The organism is Hymenobacter tenuis (genome assembly GCF_054780495.1).
The window spans coordinates 513,507-528,086 of sequence record NZ_BAAGWF010000004.1; the positions used below are offsets into that span (position 1 = coordinate 513,507).

General features: G+C 57.2%; 29 protein-coding genes. 27 read left to right on the forward strand and 2 right to left on the reverse strand.

What is annotated here, in order from left to right; all coding sequences use genetic code 11:
• Nucleotides 1-53: 53 nt before the first annotated feature.
• A complete protein-coding gene (locus tag ACYVGU_RS15670; protein ID WP_460622822.1) occupies nt 54-713 on the reverse strand; it encodes a helix-turn-helix domain-containing protein in 660 nt (219 codons plus the stop codon).
• A 127-nt stretch (nt 714-840) separates the two neighbouring features.
• On the opposite strand from ACYVGU_RS15670, the gene ACYVGU_RS15675 reads away from it, so the two are divergent.
• The 15 genes from ACYVGU_RS15675 to ACYVGU_RS15745 all read left to right on the forward strand — a co-directional run bounded on the left by ACYVGU_RS15675 (nt 841) and on the right by ACYVGU_RS15745 (nt 7,277).
• The gene (locus ACYVGU_RS15675; RefSeq protein WP_460622823.1) at nt 841-1,107 is read left to right on the forward strand and encodes a hypothetical protein; all 267 of its coding nucleotides are present in this window, start codon (nt 841-843) and stop codon (nt 1,105-1,107) included.
• Complete coding sequence (locus ACYVGU_RS15680) at nt 1,104-1,949, forward strand: hypothetical protein (protein WP_460622824.1); 846 nt, start codon at nt 1,104-1,106, stop codon at nt 1,947-1,949. Before ACYVGU_RS15675 ends, ACYVGU_RS15680 begins: the two co-directional genes overlap by 4 nt.
• Nucleotides 1,949-2,728, forward strand: coding sequence for an antA/AntB antirepressor family protein (locus tag ACYVGU_RS15685; RefSeq protein WP_460622825.1), 780 nt, complete (start codon nt 1,949-1,951; stop codon nt 2,726-2,728). The genes ACYVGU_RS15680 and ACYVGU_RS15685 overlap by 1 nt, the downstream gene beginning before the upstream one ends.
• Before the next feature lie 131 nt (nt 2,729-2,859).
• Nucleotides 2,860-3,267 (forward strand): hypothetical protein, encoded by a 408-nt coding sequence (locus ACYVGU_RS15690; protein ID WP_460622826.1) that lies wholly within the window; start codon nt 2,860-2,862, stop codon nt 3,265-3,267.
• Nucleotides 3,268-3,341: 74 nt separating this feature from the next.
• Nucleotides 3,342-3,578 (forward strand): hypothetical protein, encoded by a 237-nt coding sequence (locus tag ACYVGU_RS15695; RefSeq protein WP_460622827.1) that lies wholly within the window; start codon nt 3,342-3,344, stop codon nt 3,576-3,578.
• A 271-nt stretch (nt 3,579-3,849) separates the two neighbouring features.
• The gene (locus ACYVGU_RS15700; RefSeq protein WP_460622828.1) at nt 3,850-4,278 is read left to right on the forward strand and encodes a hypothetical protein; all 429 of its coding nucleotides are present in this window, start codon (nt 3,850-3,852) and stop codon (nt 4,276-4,278) included.
• Nucleotides 4,279-4,287: 9 nt separating this feature from the next.
• The gene (locus ACYVGU_RS15705) at nt 4,288-4,545 is read left to right on the forward strand and encodes a hypothetical protein (RefSeq protein ID WP_460622829.1); all 258 of its coding nucleotides are present in this window, start codon (nt 4,288-4,290) and stop codon (nt 4,543-4,545) included.
• A gap of 246 nt (nt 4,546-4,791) precedes the next feature.
• The gene (locus ACYVGU_RS15710; protein ID WP_460622830.1) at nt 4,792-4,989 is read left to right on the forward strand and encodes a hypothetical protein; all 198 of its coding nucleotides are present in this window, start codon (nt 4,792-4,794) and stop codon (nt 4,987-4,989) included.
• 11 nt (nt 4,990-5,000) lie between these two features.
• Nucleotides 5,001-5,261 carry a hypothetical protein gene (locus tag ACYVGU_RS15715; RefSeq protein WP_460622831.1) on the forward strand — a complete coding sequence of 87 codons (261 nt, stop codon included), beginning with the start codon at nt 5,001-5,003 and terminating at the stop codon, nt 5,259-5,261.
• 3 nt (nt 5,262-5,264) lie between these two features.
• Entirely contained in the window at nt 5,265-5,594 is a 330-nt protein-coding gene (locus ACYVGU_RS15720) for a hypothetical protein (protein WP_460622832.1), read from the forward strand.
• A gap of 241 nt (nt 5,595-5,835) precedes the next feature.
• Nucleotides 5,836-6,030: a hypothetical protein gene (locus tag ACYVGU_RS15725; RefSeq protein ID WP_460622833.1), complete on the forward strand. Its 195-nt coding sequence runs from the start codon at nt 5,836-5,838 to the stop codon at nt 6,028-6,030.
• A complete protein-coding gene (locus tag ACYVGU_RS15730; protein WP_460622834.1) occupies nt 6,024-6,380 on the forward strand; it encodes a hypothetical protein in 357 nt (118 codons plus the stop codon). The genes ACYVGU_RS15725 and ACYVGU_RS15730 overlap by 7 nt, the downstream gene beginning before the upstream one ends.
• Before the next feature lie 4 nt (nt 6,381-6,384).
• The gene (locus tag ACYVGU_RS15735; RefSeq protein WP_460622835.1) at nt 6,385-6,642 is read left to right on the forward strand and encodes a hypothetical protein; all 258 of its coding nucleotides are present in this window, start codon (nt 6,385-6,387) and stop codon (nt 6,640-6,642) included.
• A complete protein-coding gene (locus tag ACYVGU_RS15740; protein WP_460622836.1) occupies nt 6,627-6,800 on the forward strand; it encodes a hypothetical protein in 174 nt (57 codons plus the stop codon). The genes ACYVGU_RS15735 and ACYVGU_RS15740 overlap by 16 nt, the downstream gene beginning before the upstream one ends.
• A 3-nt stretch (nt 6,801-6,803) precedes the next feature.
• Nucleotides 6,804-7,277, forward strand: a complete 474-nt coding sequence (locus ACYVGU_RS15745) for a dUTP diphosphatase (protein WP_460622837.1) — start codon at nt 6,804-6,806, stop codon at nt 7,275-7,277.
• Between the two features lie 236 nt (nt 7,278-7,513).
• On the opposite strand, the gene ACYVGU_RS15750 is transcribed toward ACYVGU_RS15745, so the two are convergent.
• Nucleotides 7,514-7,699, reverse strand: coding sequence for a hypothetical protein (locus ACYVGU_RS15750; RefSeq protein ID WP_460622838.1), 186 nt, complete (start codon nt 7,697-7,699; stop codon nt 7,514-7,516).
• A gap of 232 nt (nt 7,700-7,931) precedes the next feature.
• Here ACYVGU_RS15750 and ACYVGU_RS15755 point away from each other — a divergent pair, with 232 nt between their 5' ends.
• The 12 genes from ACYVGU_RS15755 to ACYVGU_RS15810 all read left to right on the forward strand — a co-directional run bounded on the left by ACYVGU_RS15755 (nt 7,932) and on the right by ACYVGU_RS15810 (nt 14,476).
• On the forward strand, nt 7,932-8,603 hold the full coding sequence (locus ACYVGU_RS15755; protein ID WP_460622839.1) for a hypothetical protein: 672 nt from the start codon (nt 7,932-7,934) through the stop codon (nt 8,601-8,603).
• Nucleotides 8,590-9,624, forward strand: a complete 1,035-nt coding sequence (locus ACYVGU_RS15760) for a hypothetical protein (protein WP_460622840.1) — start codon at nt 8,590-8,592, stop codon at nt 9,622-9,624. Before ACYVGU_RS15755 ends, ACYVGU_RS15760 begins: the two co-directional genes overlap by 14 nt.
• Nucleotides 9,563-10,384, forward strand: a complete 822-nt coding sequence (locus ACYVGU_RS15765; RefSeq protein ID WP_460622841.1) for a hypothetical protein — start codon at nt 9,563-9,565, stop codon at nt 10,382-10,384. Before ACYVGU_RS15760 ends, ACYVGU_RS15765 begins: the two co-directional genes overlap by 62 nt.
• 2 nt (nt 10,385-10,386) lie before the next feature.
• Nucleotides 10,387-10,635, forward strand: a complete 249-nt coding sequence (locus tag ACYVGU_RS15770) for a hypothetical protein (RefSeq protein WP_460622842.1) — start codon at nt 10,387-10,389, stop codon at nt 10,633-10,635.
• On the forward strand, nt 10,628-10,825 hold the full coding sequence (locus ACYVGU_RS15775) for a hypothetical protein (RefSeq protein WP_460622843.1): 198 nt from the start codon (nt 10,628-10,630) through the stop codon (nt 10,823-10,825). The genes ACYVGU_RS15770 and ACYVGU_RS15775 overlap by 8 nt, the downstream gene beginning before the upstream one ends.
• The gene (locus ACYVGU_RS15780) at nt 10,822-11,043 is read left to right on the forward strand and encodes a hypothetical protein (RefSeq protein WP_460622844.1); all 222 of its coding nucleotides are present in this window, start codon (nt 10,822-10,824) and stop codon (nt 11,041-11,043) included. The genes ACYVGU_RS15775 and ACYVGU_RS15780 overlap by 4 nt, the downstream gene beginning before the upstream one ends.
• 30 nt (nt 11,044-11,073) lie before the next feature.
• The gene (locus ACYVGU_RS15785; RefSeq protein ID WP_460622845.1) at nt 11,074-11,640 is read left to right on the forward strand and encodes a hypothetical protein; all 567 of its coding nucleotides are present in this window, start codon (nt 11,074-11,076) and stop codon (nt 11,638-11,640) included.
• Nucleotides 11,637-12,032 carry a VRR-NUC domain-containing protein gene (locus ACYVGU_RS15790; RefSeq protein WP_460622846.1) on the forward strand — a complete coding sequence of 132 codons (396 nt, stop codon included), beginning with the start codon at nt 11,637-11,639 and terminating at the stop codon, nt 12,030-12,032. Before ACYVGU_RS15785 ends, ACYVGU_RS15790 begins: the two co-directional genes overlap by 4 nt.
• A gap of 219 nt (nt 12,033-12,251) precedes the next feature.
• A complete protein-coding gene (locus ACYVGU_RS15795; protein ID WP_460622847.1) occupies nt 12,252-12,638 on the forward strand; it encodes a hypothetical protein in 387 nt (128 codons plus the stop codon).
• A complete protein-coding gene (locus ACYVGU_RS15800; protein WP_460622848.1) occupies nt 12,628-13,035 on the forward strand; it encodes a hypothetical protein in 408 nt (135 codons plus the stop codon). Before ACYVGU_RS15795 ends, ACYVGU_RS15800 begins: the two co-directional genes overlap by 11 nt.
• Nucleotides 13,036-13,122: 87 nt before the next feature.
• Nucleotides 13,123-13,701, forward strand: a complete 579-nt coding sequence (locus ACYVGU_RS15805; RefSeq protein ID WP_460622849.1) for a hypothetical protein — start codon at nt 13,123-13,125, stop codon at nt 13,699-13,701.
• A gap of 19 nt (nt 13,702-13,720) precedes the next feature.
• The gene (locus tag ACYVGU_RS15810; protein ID WP_460622850.1) at nt 13,721-14,476 is read left to right on the forward strand and encodes a hypothetical protein; all 756 of its coding nucleotides are present in this window, start codon (nt 13,721-13,723) and stop codon (nt 14,474-14,476) included.
• Nucleotides 14,477-14,580 lie beyond the last annotated feature (104 nt).

The following is a 14,580-nucleotide window of genomic DNA, read 5'->3' on the forward strand; positions in this document are numbered from 1 at the left end:
ATTTTCAGCAGCTTACAAACGTGTGCTTGTGTGACCTAACCTGAGGACTGACCTTAGGCGGCTGTAGCATCACTTTGTAAATGAGTAACCGAGCCCGTGTGCTCCTCGATTTTCCTAGCTACCCAGGCGGCCATTTCAATTACCGTGGCTTCGGGCTGCGCGGCATCCGTCTTGCACTTGGTAGGAATCATGGAAGGGGTAGAGGAAGGATTTACAAACAGGGCTGCATCCGGGTTACCCTCAGGCTTTTTTCGCAGCTCCTCCTTAAAGAACCGTTTATCTTCTTTCAGGTCAGCAATGGCCGCGTCGCGTTCGGCTATCTTATCCAGCGCCGCCTGTAGCTGTTCGCGTAGGCTCACGTTCTCAATCAGCACGTCGCTTACCTGCTCATCGGTGAGCCCTTCCATCTTGGAGAGCTTCAACCGGCCTAATGGCTCCAGCGTACGGCCTGCTTCTTTTTTTGCGGGCGCTTCTACGGGCGTCAGGCTGCGGCCGTCGCGTAACATCGGGCCGTTGCCCATCAGCAGCCAGTCCGGGTTGAGGTCAGGCTTACGGCGCAAGAGTTCAGCCAGCGCATCCGCGTCGGGCGTGGTCTTGCCGTTGACGATGGTGCCGACTGTGCCGCGCTTGATGCCGCACAGATTACCCAGTTCCTCCTGAGTAAGACCCCACACCTCTAATAGGTGCCGGAATCGTTCTGCATGTGTTTCCATGAGTCAAAATATTGTGCTAATACCTTGCTTATGTTAAAGGTTTAGCGTATGTTTGTTGAGGTTGAAGCCAATATATCGGCGTTAGACAACACAAACGTACAAAGTATTAGCACAAACGCAAGAAATCATGCGAAGAAAGTCACAAGACAAAATTCAGCAGGACCAGCTCGTTGATGAGCTGTACCCCTACCTGCCCCCGAACTACGCGCAGATTGTGAGGCACTTTCGGCCTGATATTGATGCGATGCGGCTTTACAACGTCGTTCGCAAGCGCGGCACGGAAGCCGACCACGAAGCCTACATGGCGCTGCTGATGGCTAAAAAACCGACACTGGTAGCTCGGCAGCCCCGCAAGAAGCACGCCTCACGTTCCTTATCTACTGCTACGGTATGAGTGTCTATGCTATTCACGCCATCAAGGGCAAGGCCCCGGTGACGAAGCTGTTTAATGAGTATCTGAATGCCCTGCGCACACCGGATATGGCCGCCGCGCCGCGCTACAGCATGAAGCGTTTCTGGAAAGAGTGCGACAAGCCGGAAGACGAAGACGCAACAATGGGCCGGGTGGCCTTCAATCATTACTTACTGCGCACCGTCAATTGCAGCCTACACGATTTAAACCGGGCGCTAAAGAACGCTGAGGATACCTTGGAATCCTTCTTTAAAGAAGGCAAGACCCTGGAAGAGTGGGCGCGGGCTAACCGGCTGCAGATGATTGAAGAGTATGGCGGCGAACCGGAAGATTGGTTTGACACGGGCGCTGTAGACGAAGCAGGGGAGCCGGTCTGGGCTATTTGCGAGGCTACGCCAGAAGACCTTACTCACTACGATCTGTGGGATGAAATGAGCCGCTTCTTTGCTTCTGGCGGAATGCATGGGGAGTACATAGGGTCTAGCCGCCCAGAGGATTACAACCCGACTACCATCATTGTAGAATCTCAATCGGTCTTCTCGTTTCGACGGATGATTGAAGGCGTTACTGGCAAGCCTGCCAATCTGGTGACAGTGAATGAAACAGGGGAGCAAACGCCCGTCTCGCTGGGTCAGATGATTGAAGATGAGATAAATGAGGACTTGCGCGGAGCAGATGTGGCCGGACGCTTCCGGGGTGCCATTGCCGCCTGTTGCATGGCCCGCACCTTTTTTAAGCGCCTAGATCGGACTAACCCAGAAGACTTCCGCGCCCTACTGCAACTAGTACAGAACATTCGTCAACTTAATACAGCCCCCTTCTAATGAGCAACCTAGCAAAACCCATCGGCAGCATTGACCTGAGCAAGTTCCGCCTGCTGAAAAATGATCTGTTCCCTGTCTATGAAAGCCAGCGCGGAGAAAAGATTGTAAACCTTCGGGATGTACATGCCGCCCTTCAGGTGCGCAAGAAGTTTGCCGACTGGGCAGACGAGAAGATGGAAGAACACGCCTTCACCGAGGGAACAGACTATGCTAAAAAACACCTACAGGGGAAAATCAAAAAGGCAGGCCGCCAACGGGTTGAGTATATCCTTCCGTTGAAAGTAGCCAAGAAGGTAGCAATGGGTGTCAACACGAAGGATGCCGAGTTTGTAAAGGACTACTTCCTAATCTGTGAAGAAGTGGCCGTATCCATCACGGCGGCACTGGAGCCGCAGCCCCTGAACCTGCTGGACTTCACGAATGAACGGGTGCAGGTACAATGCGTGCGCCGGGTGGCAACCTACCTAATGCCCACTACGAACCCGGCTCTTGCTATTGACCACTTCCGCGAAACCTGCAAGCTGCTGACTGGCCAGCGCCCTTCCGCCTACCGCAAGGCCTTTGTTCAGGCAGGTAATCGGGTTAAGTCACTCAGTGGGCGTCAGTTAATGCGTCGGTTTGAGCCCGCCAAGGCGTGTGCCGCCGCCTTCCTAGATGATGCCCGCCAACGGGGCCGGGATGTTGCCCAGCTGGCGCAAGCCGGGGTAGTAGATGCCATTACACCCGCCTTTGATGCGCTCTTGAAAGCAGGGTACACCATGCAGGAATTAGGGGCGTGATATTTTTTTGCTTACTTGTGTCAAAATATTAGCTCAATATGTTTGACGTTGTGCTAAATAATTAGCACCTTTGATTCACCGGCAGGGCAGCACCCGCCACACCAACCCCCGAACCACTAGCCACTACCACGATGAACGCCGCCCAGCTAACCCTCGAATCTGCTTCCCTTACTGCTCGCCTAAACGAGTTCATGCAGAGCTACCCGATTGAGTGGGCTGGCAAGACGAAAGTTGCAGGTCTGCCTCATTCAGACACGAAGGTGCAATACGAGGCTACCATCATCGGGAGTGGCATGCAGGGTATGTACGACTTAGCGGAGGCACTATATGGCGAACCCGCCTATCTGTATGGCCCCGTTGCTCGGGCTAAAGAACAGCAGTCCAGCCGCTACTACACCATTCTAACGCGTCGCATCAGCCGCGTAGGTCGCGGCAAAGCAAAAGTAGGGGAGTGGGGCTACTTCGGTATCGAATCCACCCTAGAGGCCGCCCTTGCCAACCTGCCCACTGTGCGCTCAGGCGCTTTCATTCAAGCATAACACCCCACAAAAAAGCCGGGCACATGCTACCAACACGCGCCCGGCCATTCCTAACCATTAGCACGACAAAGATAATGACAATTGCCCGCGACACCCAACGAACCAAGATTAATCCGAGCGAACTGCGCTACCTGCGCGAATCCATTGCCGCCTGCTCCGTGGGCTGCCGCTACCAAGCCATGCAGGCCATTGTCGCCTACGCCTACCTGCATGATGGCTTAGACCTGACGGATGAGGCCGCTTACCTGAAGGCCGAGTTTGAAGCCGCTGAAGTGAACGAAACCCCGGTGCATCTGAGCGCCGCCAATTAAGAGATACGGATATGGAACTGAACCCTGATTTCTCCTACATCTACCCACGCACGAAGAACTCTAACGTGGTATTGCTCTACGGTAAGCAGCACACAGAATGGGTGTTTCACTCTCAGTACCCGAAGGCCTTCACATGCGCTGTAACAGGTCTTAAGTACTTCGCTGACGGCCCTTGCTATACCAGTTCCGAAGCTCCTGGCGTCCTGATAAGTGGTGAGGGTGTGGCTCGCCTACAGGAGAAAGCCTTCTACTTCTTTAAGTAGCCCGCCCGATGGCTGTCAACTACCACCGCAAGCTACTAGGGCAAGCCTACTCGCTGGAATTTGCCGAGTGGGAAAAGCAGGCCCTCGTTCCCAAAGACATCTTCCGTACCCCTTCCGAACTCGCTGACCGTGCCCGCATTGCCGAATGCATGCGCGACCTGCGCCGGGCGCTGGAGCCGGCCTTAGTACCCGCCACGGTCCTGAATGAACTCCGGGCGCTGGTGGTCAAGCAGACCAAAGCCCTGAACTGCGCCGAGGTCTGGAAGCCAGCCGAAGTCGAGCGCATCCGCTCCGCCGCCGCGAAGGAAACCGACTGGAGCCGCCTGCTGCTCTGGTGCCGCAACACCCGCCGCGAAACGATGCGCCGCTACGACCTGCTGATGGCCGCGCAATACGACACCCAAGGATACTCCGATGGCTGGAATACAGCCGCCTAACCTACCACGATGCAAGACTTCCCCCTCCTTCTAGCCGACCTCGCTCCCTTGGTAGCCTCGGCGGGCCTGCAGAACCTGACCCTGCAAAGCGAGTGCTGCGCCCGCTACGGCTGGCACTTCTCCGCCCACGCCTTCCGGGGTGCTTCGGCCCTGATGCTCGTCCACTCCTTTGATGGCATCGCCACAGCCGGGGAACTACGCGAGGCCATCACCAACGCCCTGCTCGATCAACTGGCTGCCTACTACGCTACCGCCCCGCAGCTATGAAGCCGATCCGCATTATCTGCCGCCTGTCCGACCTGACTACCCTCATCCGTCAAACTGCCTGACCCATGCGCCTGAAAGACCTCTCCCAGCCCATGCAAGCGGCCCTGCAAGCCAAGATAGAGCGCATCCGCAGCGGCGGCCCGATTCAGCCACCCGCCCCGCTCAAGCCGCAGCCCGGCCTCCCGAAACCGCCGTGTGCCGCCTGTGTCGGCTGCGCGAAACCCAACTGCTAACGGAACTACTAAGATGGATACGACTATAAGCCATGCTGCCGAGAAGGCCTTCGAAAAGGCAGAGGAGCAGATAGACTTCTGGCTAGAGGGCAAACCAGTTGAGGAGCAAGCCGCCGCCTTGCTGGCAACAGCTGAGGCCTTGAAAGCAGAAGCCCGATACCGCACCACCAGTGGGCGCGTGCTCTACACCCCCACACCTCCCACCTGCTAATCCTTCCCGCCATGCTAACCCCCAAATACTCCCTCGATATGTTCCGCTCTGAAACCCCGGCCTACTACCTCTCTCGTGCCCCGCGTGGCAAGAAGGCCAAGAAACGGGATGGCTTCCGCTCGTGCGTGATCTGCGCCGCCTTTGGCCTGTTCCTGTTCATGCTTGGTTGCCTCGTGCAATGGCTGGAGCCGCACCCGTTGGCTGGAGTAGATAAGCAGTGGCCTACCCCGAAGAACGGCGTATCTGCCGACATCGCTACTACTAGTAAGTAAGCCATGCTTTCCCTGATGATTACCAAGAAGATCGGGCGCAAGGCGTACCACTTCACCGTGCAGGCCTCTGACTTTCACGAGCTGATTACCGAAGCTGACCGCCTGAGCTTCGAGGACGTGGCTCAATGTGGGCTGTGTGGCTCGGATAGCCTCGAGCTATCGGCGCGCGTGGCAAAGGACAAATACAAGTATGTGAGCGTCAAGTGTCGGGGTTGTAAGGCTGATGTCACTTTCGGCAAGCGGCAGGACGACGACAAGCAGGTGTTCCTACGCAAGAAGGAGGGAGGCCACCCCGGCGAACTGGATTGGAAACTATACCAGCCAGAAGCATGAGCCGCTCCTACTACGGTACCAAACGCGGTCTACGCAACCCGTTCGGCTCTAGCGGTAAACGCCAGATAGAGAAGGCGCCAAAGCTACCTAGCACGGTAGGCCTTCTACTGCGACTATCCGAGCTAGCCCGGCGCGAATGGGTAACCACGCCAATCAAAGCACCCGCCCCCTGTTGGGCCAATGCTGCCCTTGCTGTCTTTCAGGACGTTGGGCAGGCGCTGTATCACGAGGGGTACTACTAATGATCGGCCTCTATCACTGTACGACTGACCAATTGCTTTACAAAGTCAGCTACTCCGACTCCAAACGAACGGCCCTCCAGATGCAGCGCCGCGCCCGCCACGAAACCGAGTGGCGGGCGCCCTACGCGGTGGAAGCCAAACACATTACCCGGCTGCTGAGCTTCGGCAGCTTTACCAGAACTGAACCATGCTAAACGACCAAGAGAGAGGCGCCCTCATCGGCCAACTAGCCGCCGCCCTCGTGAACCTCGACCACTGTAGCCGCCGCCTGCAAACCGGGGGCAACTTCAAACATGACCTGAAACGTCAGCTCAACTTGCTCCAGTTGCAAGGGGAGAAGCTGCTGGATGCCTCCCAAAAGCTCTTTGACTGCCACGATGCCGATTCCATCAATGCCCTGTCGGATGTGCTCGGCATGGCCGGGGAACTGCTCTTACAGCTAACGCCCGCCCAAATCGAATCCTCTTTGGCCCATATGCACAACATGGCCCAATCCAATCTAGCCTACCTGCCAGCCCCCATTCCTTACGCTTCCGCCGCCTAGCCCCATGATACGCAACTCCCTCTTTGACCCCATGCGCAGCCAGCCCGCGCCACACGTTGCCACCGCCACGATGAGCGCCAACCAGCGCCGCGTTATTGCCGCCTGGCATTCGCGCAACCTGCGCTTTACCGAAGATCAGGAACTCAACCAGCTGGCCACGCTCCTGGATACCAACCCCGCCCTACGGGAGCACTTCGTGGGCAAGATGCTCCACAGCCGGGTCACCACCGAAAAGCAGCGCCGGGAATGCCTACCAAAGTAACCCCGAAGAACGCCCACCTCTGGAGCCCGCCAGAACTCATTGCCCGCGAAGATGAGCTGCGCCGCCAGGAACTCGGCAGCAAGTACCGCAGCATCAGCCGCGAATCTGAAATCCGCCTTGTCCGGCTGCAAATCCGGGCTATCACCAATACGATCTAAGTCATGCTCCCTATAAAAATCCAACTCCTGCACCCCAACGCCACGCTGCCCAGCAAGGCCCACCCATCGGATGCCTGCTTTGATGTGGTAGCGGTCAGCATTACCCGTGAGGTAGACTATATCGAGTACGGCCTAGGGTTTGCCACCGAGATACCGGAAGGCTGGCAAGGGCTGGTATACCCCCGTAGCTCCATCAGCAAGTACAATCTGGCTCTGGCTAATGGCGTGGCTGTGATTGATGCCGACTACCGAGGGGAGTGGAAGGTGCGCTTCCGTCAGACGCTCAAAGAGGACCGGCAGTACATGGATGAAGGGGCTTACTACTCCACTATAAAGCCCGGTAATACCATCTATAAGGTAGGCGACAAGGTAGCGCAAATCCAATTCCAGCGGGTGCCCGAGGTGGCCTTTGAGCGGGTGGGCTCCTTACCCGATTCCACCCGAGGCACGGGCGGCTTCGGTTCCACGGGTGCCTAGCCCCGCCCGCCGCCTATGCCACCTGCGCCACTGGCCGGCCATCTCCGCCCGATGCTGGGAGCGGATACTTCAGAGACTACCTAACGAGATACCAGGATGAAGCCGCTCCGCATTTTTTTATACGTCTTAGCCTTAATCAGCTGGAACCTAGGCATGCCCATCTATTGCCGCACTTATCGGGGCACACTGGCTGATATGGAATACTTCGCCGCCTAGCCGCCCCGCTTCCCCCGAGGCTACTGTTTCGGGGGAATGGGCGGGGCCGGGAGCTTGGCCATATCCTCTGCTAGCAGGTGCTTAATGAGGGCCGCCAGGTTCAGCCCCCGCCGCTTGGCGTGCTGATGATACTTCTCCTTATCGCCTTCCTCATCGAAGGTGAAGCTGTAGCCTCGGCTGATGCGGGTGTCTCGGGTAGCTGCCATGCTGCAAAAGTATAAACATATTTCTTACTACTTGCTTGCATATACAGTACATATGTACGACATTAGCATAAGCAATGTAAGTTAAGACGCCCTGGCAGGGGTGCTACTTACGAAACGGGCTGACCACTACCAGCCTTTGCAACGACTTCAACTAGGGCTGCCACCCTTCAACCCGAAGCCGACTTAGCTGCCCTGTAGTGGGGGCGGCGGTCGGCTTCATCATTGGCAGAATATGAGATTCATTGAAAAGGACTTGGAAACTATCATCTGGGAAGATCCTGATTTCTGCCTAGATCGTGGCTTATCAATAGAGCCTTGCTGGCATACGCGATATCGTCAACTAAACCTAACTCCATTTGGGATAGCTGATTTAGTATATCTCGGTTGGGTGCCGCTTGAAAATGCGCTTCGCGTTCAGATAATCGAATGCAAGAAGGACCGGATAGATACCGCTACCTATTTGCAAGCCAAGCGGTACCAAACCGCTCTCAGTCATATTGTTGAGGGGATTCCTGCCATGACCCGTGGCTACGAAATCAGGGATATACAGTATGATGTGTACCTGATAGGTCGGCAGGTTGAGAAGAATATTGACTTCGTTAATCTCTTGACCCTAGATAGCAATGCCCATGTATTCACTTATGAATATAAAGCGGATGGCATTCACTTCAACCGGTATGATGCCCTAAGCACATTAGGAGACCACTATAAAAAGGGTGCAACCAATCCAGGCTTTAGCGCCCAATTACAGGATGATCTTAGCAAACGTATCCGGGATTCGGATGCTATGTGGGCTGGCTTTGAACAGCAGGAATACCAACAGAGCTTGCCATTGCTCATTACCGACAACAAAGTACTGGTTAATGAGAAGGCGGTTAATCTAGACGCGAATGGAACAGACTAAAGCCCTGTTCCCGGTCTACCAGATGATGGACAAGTGGGCGGCCTTTGCCTATGCCACGCCTGAAGTCAAGTCGCACCACCACGCGATGTACTTCGCCTTCGTGACCATCTGCAAGAACAAAGGTGGTATGCCCCGCTTCACCATGCCCTACCAGACGGGTATGGAGCTGTGTGGCATCGGCTCCAAGTCTACCTACCTGACTGCTCTAAAAGAGATGGAGAGCTGGGGCTTCCTGGCTTACACGGCCGGGGCTAACCGCTTCACTGTCCCCATTATAGAAGTCCATTTCTGCCCCTCTATTGGGAATCTACTGGCCCTCTATAGGGAATCTATCGGTACCTCTATCGATACCTCTATAGACACCTCTACTGATACCTCTACTGGCCGCAATAAAGAACTATTAGACTTAGCTACTAAGGAACTTGAAGACTTAAAGACTTCTCTAACGAACGAACGAAAGGAGGCAGAGGGCGTTCGTTCGGGCCTCGAAAAAAAAATAGAGGAGCTTGAACTTGAAATCAAAGGTTTGCAGGAAGAAGTCGAAGAGTTAGACACCCTCAACGGCCAGCTAAAAGCCTCGGTACTTGCCCAACGCCCGGCTTCGCAAACAGGGGGCGGCCGCAGCAAAGACCCGCTGCACTTTGCTCCCTTCTCACAAAGCAAGTACGCTACAGAGGCAGGCTTCCATGAGCTGGCAACCAAGCTCGGCTACCCAGCGGCTTACGTGCCCTACTACCTCTCTCAGGTGAAGCTAAAGACAGCGGGGTTAGATGACCGGACCCCGGAAGGCTGGCAAACCTTCATCGACAACTTCCTGCACAACGACGCTAAGCGCAGCAGCCTCATTACCTCGGACCCCAACAAGCAAACACATGCCAATGGTACCGCAACTCAGTTCCCACAGCAACAACGCCCTGGCCAGAAACCAACCGGTCAAGCCGGATCAATGGCTCGGATGCTTGCTGAACGTCGGGGAGGACCCGGCCACCAGTCGTTCACTGGCGTTATCGATTGCGGATAAGCAGTCGGGCCTAACGCCCGCCCTTGCTCGTCAGTCTCCGCAGGTATCGGCCCTACGCCGCGCCGCGCCGGGGGATGCCGCCGAAGCCCTGGCCAACCTGCTCACCTTCACGGCCCACCTGTTCAACGTGGTGCGCAACCTGAGCGAAGTACAGATTACGCTACTAGCACAGGACTTGATGGAGCGCTACTGGCACTGGAAGTTCGATGAGTTTATCTACGTCTTCCGCGAAGCCACAGCGGGCCGGTGGGGTAAGGTCTATGACCGCCTAGACGCTGGAACCGTGCACGAGTGGTGCAAGGCCTACGAAATCGAAGTACAGCAGCCGCTACTGGAGAAGCAGGCCCTGAATGAGTCGGCCAAGTTCAAGCAGCTGGAGCAAGGGGCGGCCCTGAATGAGAACATGAACCGCGTCTACACCAAACACGCCCTGCTTACCCGGACCAATGAAGAACTAGAAGCTGGCATTGACTACTACTGGCGGCATTTAGACGCGCCGGGGGCCGATATGAAGATTGAGCTGGCGAACGAGATACTTGAAGAGCGGGCCGCCGCCGCCAAACGAGCCGCCGAACGCCTGGAAGAGCAACGCGCCAAAGCCCGCGCCATGATAGGCGAGTACGACGCCGCTACACTTCCTACGCCAGACCTCGAATCAGAAGCCGCCAGGCACTTCGCCGCTGTCAAAGCCATCCCCAAACCCTCGGATATTCTCAAGCCTGCCACCATGCAGGTAGTCAAAGACACTAACGCCGCCTAGTTATGAAGAACCTGAACTACAAACTCATTTCACAGGCACCCAACGAAGGAAGCGTGGTGCTTGAGATAAACAAGTCCCGTGAAACATGGACAGGCGGGACAGCCAAAGCCTCCTTTGCCTGCCTGGTTACGGGCTTGACCTACTATGCCGGGTGCTGGATATACACCAATAGTCAGCGCATTATCAGTCGGGAAGGCATGGTGAAGATTATGAAAGCCCACCCCAACGAACTAGCAATAGCACATGGATAACGCCGCCCACATTCAGCCCGGCCAAACCTTCCCGGCTTGTAACCGCTGCCAGTACATCGCCCGGTCGCCTAACGTGGAATGCTGCCCCTATTGCGGTGGCAATTGGACCCACGATGTAACCCGGCCCGCTAGCCCCTCCCAGTTCGATACCTCTACCATTCAACCAGAAGTCAAGACCCCCGAGATATGAACGAGATAACCGAATTCTCCCAGATACAGGATGGCGACACGCTCACTGTCAAAGGGCTTTTCAAAGGACGCGACATCCACACCTTTCACAATGTGAAAAAGAAGGAAACCGAAGTAGATGGACGTGAAGTGATTCTGCGTCGCCGGGATAATGTCTACTTCAACTTCGACCTGTACCAGGCTGGAACCTCATGGGTGAAGGCTGTATGGAAGCTCTAACCCCCCCCCTCCACCACCATGCCACACGAGATGAACGAGAGAATAGAACAGATACGGGAACGGCTACAGGCCGCAACGCCAGGGCCGTGGGAGAAGGGACGCACCCGCGAATCTTCCAAAGGAGACTTAGTGGCTTCATTCGATATTGAAACAGCCGTATTCCCAACCGTAGCGGGCTATTCAGGTCCAATAGCCGAGGTCGGCGGTGGTGAATGTGACGATGCCACTTTCATCGCCCACGCCCCCGAAGACATCACGTTCCTCCTGGCCCAGCTCCAGCAGGCGCAGGCGGAAGCGGCGGGGCTGCGGGAGCGGGTAGGTGAGTCGCAGCAGACACTGTTCTGCGGCCCACACACTGCCTACTACACCAGCATTGAAGCTAGTGAGGTCTCTGCAGCCATTACACGCCTACATGCTAGCAATAGAGCCGCTGGCAGTGTGTTGCGTCGGATGTTCAATGATTTCATAGGCGGTAAGGCCTTTGTCGAAACCAATGCATTGAACCCCGCGCCGCTCCGCCCCACCGAGCCGCAGGTAGCGCAGGGGTTGCCCGTGGAGCCGCTGAATAAAGGCCTTGACAACACGAACGGGGTATGAGTGCTAACCTGACACCATCCGCCGCCGTGCGTCGCACCACGGGCCTGAAACGGGCTAAGCCGGAAGCTAACCTACAGACCGCGTGCCTGCGCTGGTTCGCCCTGCAATACCCCCGCCTGCGGGACTTGCTCCGGGCCGGGGCCGAAGGAGGAAGCCGCAACGCCCGCGAGGCCGCTAACCTCAAGCGCACCGGGGTATCCGCTGGCTGGCCCGATCTACATCTGGCCGATGGGCGCCCCGGCCTCTGGGTAGAGCTCAAGGTCCCCGGTGGCCGCCTCTCGGAGCTGCAGCGCACGAAGCTGGCCTTGCTCCAGTCGCAGGGCTACACCACGGCGGTCTGCTACAGCATCGAAGAGTTTCAAGACACGATTAATACCTACCTGAAGCCATGAAAAAACACGAGATACTCCGCTACGAAGTCAGTTCCTCTTGGTGGGCAGGATATGTGCCAGCTGGAACCCGCCTAAGCCAGTGGGCAGGCTCCTACTTCGCTTGGAAGGTCAATCGCAAGTGGGCGCGGTATCAGCATAGCCAGAAGATGCGCGCCTTGATAGAGTCGCTCGAAGGTCGAGCCGCTGGGATACAGGAACAGTAGAACGAAGCGAAGCGACATGATGGAAATTCTAAACGAGTTCCGGGCTGATATGCGGGCCTGCACCTCTAGCAAGCAGCACCCCAAGGGCGTGACGGAGGTTATCACCCCGTTCTCTACCCTCTCAGACAACTTTGTGAGCGTGTTTGTAGAGCCTACCGCAGAAGGGTGGAGGGTAACAGATGGCGGGTACTTAGCCGAGCAAGCCTACGCCGACGATGACTTGCGGGCCTATAGCCGGGCTATTGACTTCGTGGAGGATGAAGAAACCGCTATCCGCCAAGACAAGGAGGTCTTCTATCAGCAAGTCACCGACCCCGCCCAGCTAACCAGTGTCATGTTCGATATGGCACAGTTTGTTCAGTTGATGGTGAACCTTTCCTATCTCGCCCAAGATGAACGGTAAGCCACCCCAAAGTCCTAGCGCCCGCTTCCTCGGCGGCCCCGCCCTCCACCCGCCGCCGCAGGGGAGCCGGGTGGTACAGGTGGGCGGGCTACCCCGGACGGTGCCCATGCTGACCGTGTACCCCGATGGCCGGGTAACACCCAACAGCAAGGCTGTAACCCTACTTGGTGGGCACAAGGCCAAGGGTATCTGTTTCCACCCGCCCCAATCTGTGCGCTCAGGATGTACCCCGCAGCTCTGGCAGGTAAACGCCGGAGAATGTCACTTATTGAGGGCAGCTGGTCACGGCGGTCACATACAACTCCGGGCTGCTGGCGACTGCCCACCGCCCGGCAAATACCTGTTTACGCCGATTGCCGATATCCCCGAACGCTACGCCCTGGTGCCCACCGGATAAGTTTTGCAGACGTGGAATAGGACAAAGGCTTTGCCGCAGGTGTAGGTTCGTCTAGTAGACCGCCTACTCCCCGCAAAGCCTTCTCCCGTGAAACTCTACGCCGCCCCCACGCCCCGCTCGCAGGGGTTCTACCGCGCCTCAGACACCCCCGCCTCCGCCTACGCGCTGGAGCAGGACCTGAAGAAAGCCTACCGGGAAGTAAGCCGGGAGTGGTGGGACCTGGACAGACTCATACTCGCCTGCTTCGGCCCCCGCACCGGCAAACGGTTAGCCGCCGCCGAAGACCGCCTCCAGTACGAAGTACCCGAACTACTCGAACGCATGAGCCCGGCGGAGCTACAGGTGGCCGCGCATGTGTTTTGCCAGGGAACGCTGGTCGGCTTCATCTGGCACGTGCTGAGTCAGGAGCGCACCATTCAGCACCGTCTCGGGGAAGGCAACTGCTCCACCCGCCTCTCGGATGATTCCCACGCCAAAGCCGCTGGCCTCGGCAAGAGCAAGCCCGCCCGGAAGAAGACCAAGCCCGTGGTACAGCGCACGCCCACGCCGGCGCCGGTTAAGACCGCACCCCGCCCAGCCCTGCGGGTACAGCACAGCCCCCGCTACTGGTCGCAGGTACGCCAGCAGAGCCAGTTGAGCCTGTGGCCGCCTTTGGGGGTGAACTAGTAGGCAGCAGTTTTGCAGTATGCCCCTGCCCACCACCTTCTCGCTGCAACCCGGACAGAAAGCCCCCACGGGCAACCGCGCCCATCAAGGCGACACGGTGTTTCTGCCCTTTGCCGTCGCGGAGGAATGGCCGGAGCAGCTGCTTTCCTACACCCACGCCGAGAAGCTGGCCAAAGACATCGACCTGCCACCCGGCGGCCGGGCCTACGCCTTCGTGAATGGCTCCTTCATCTTTGGCGATCTGATTGAAGCGCTGATTGTGGAGAAGAACTACCACGTCAAGCGCCTGCTGGTAACGGCCCTGAGCATCAAGAGCGAGAACGTGGACTCCCTCCGCAATCTACTCGCCGGCGACTATGTGGACGCGCTGGGCCTGCTCATTTCCGACTACAACTTCCATCACAACCGCTACGACCTGATGCCTTATCTGGTCGAGCAGCTGAACTACGACGGGCGCCTGACCTTTGCCGCGGCCCGCAACCACTGCAAGGTCTGCCTGATGGAAACTCACTGCGGGCGCAAGCTCGTGCTTCACGGCTCCGCCAACCTCGTGAGCTCCGGCAATATTGAGCAGTTCTGTATTGAGGATAACGCGGCCCTCTACGACTTCAACTTCCGTTACCTCTCGGCCCTACTGCGCAAGTACACTGTGCTCAACGCGCAGGAGCCCGACATCCGCAAGCACAAACCCCTAACCAAAGCCCAAACATGGCATCCGGTTCCACCCAATACAGCTACGTCAACAAGCTCCGCGCCGGCGGCGGAGGAAGCCTAACGTCGGCCGCCTCTCGTCGCAGCCCCCAGCGCACCCCGACGGTCTTCCGCACCACGGGAGCTGGCGCCGTGCGTGAGGATGCCCCATTCTAAATATCCAATAGC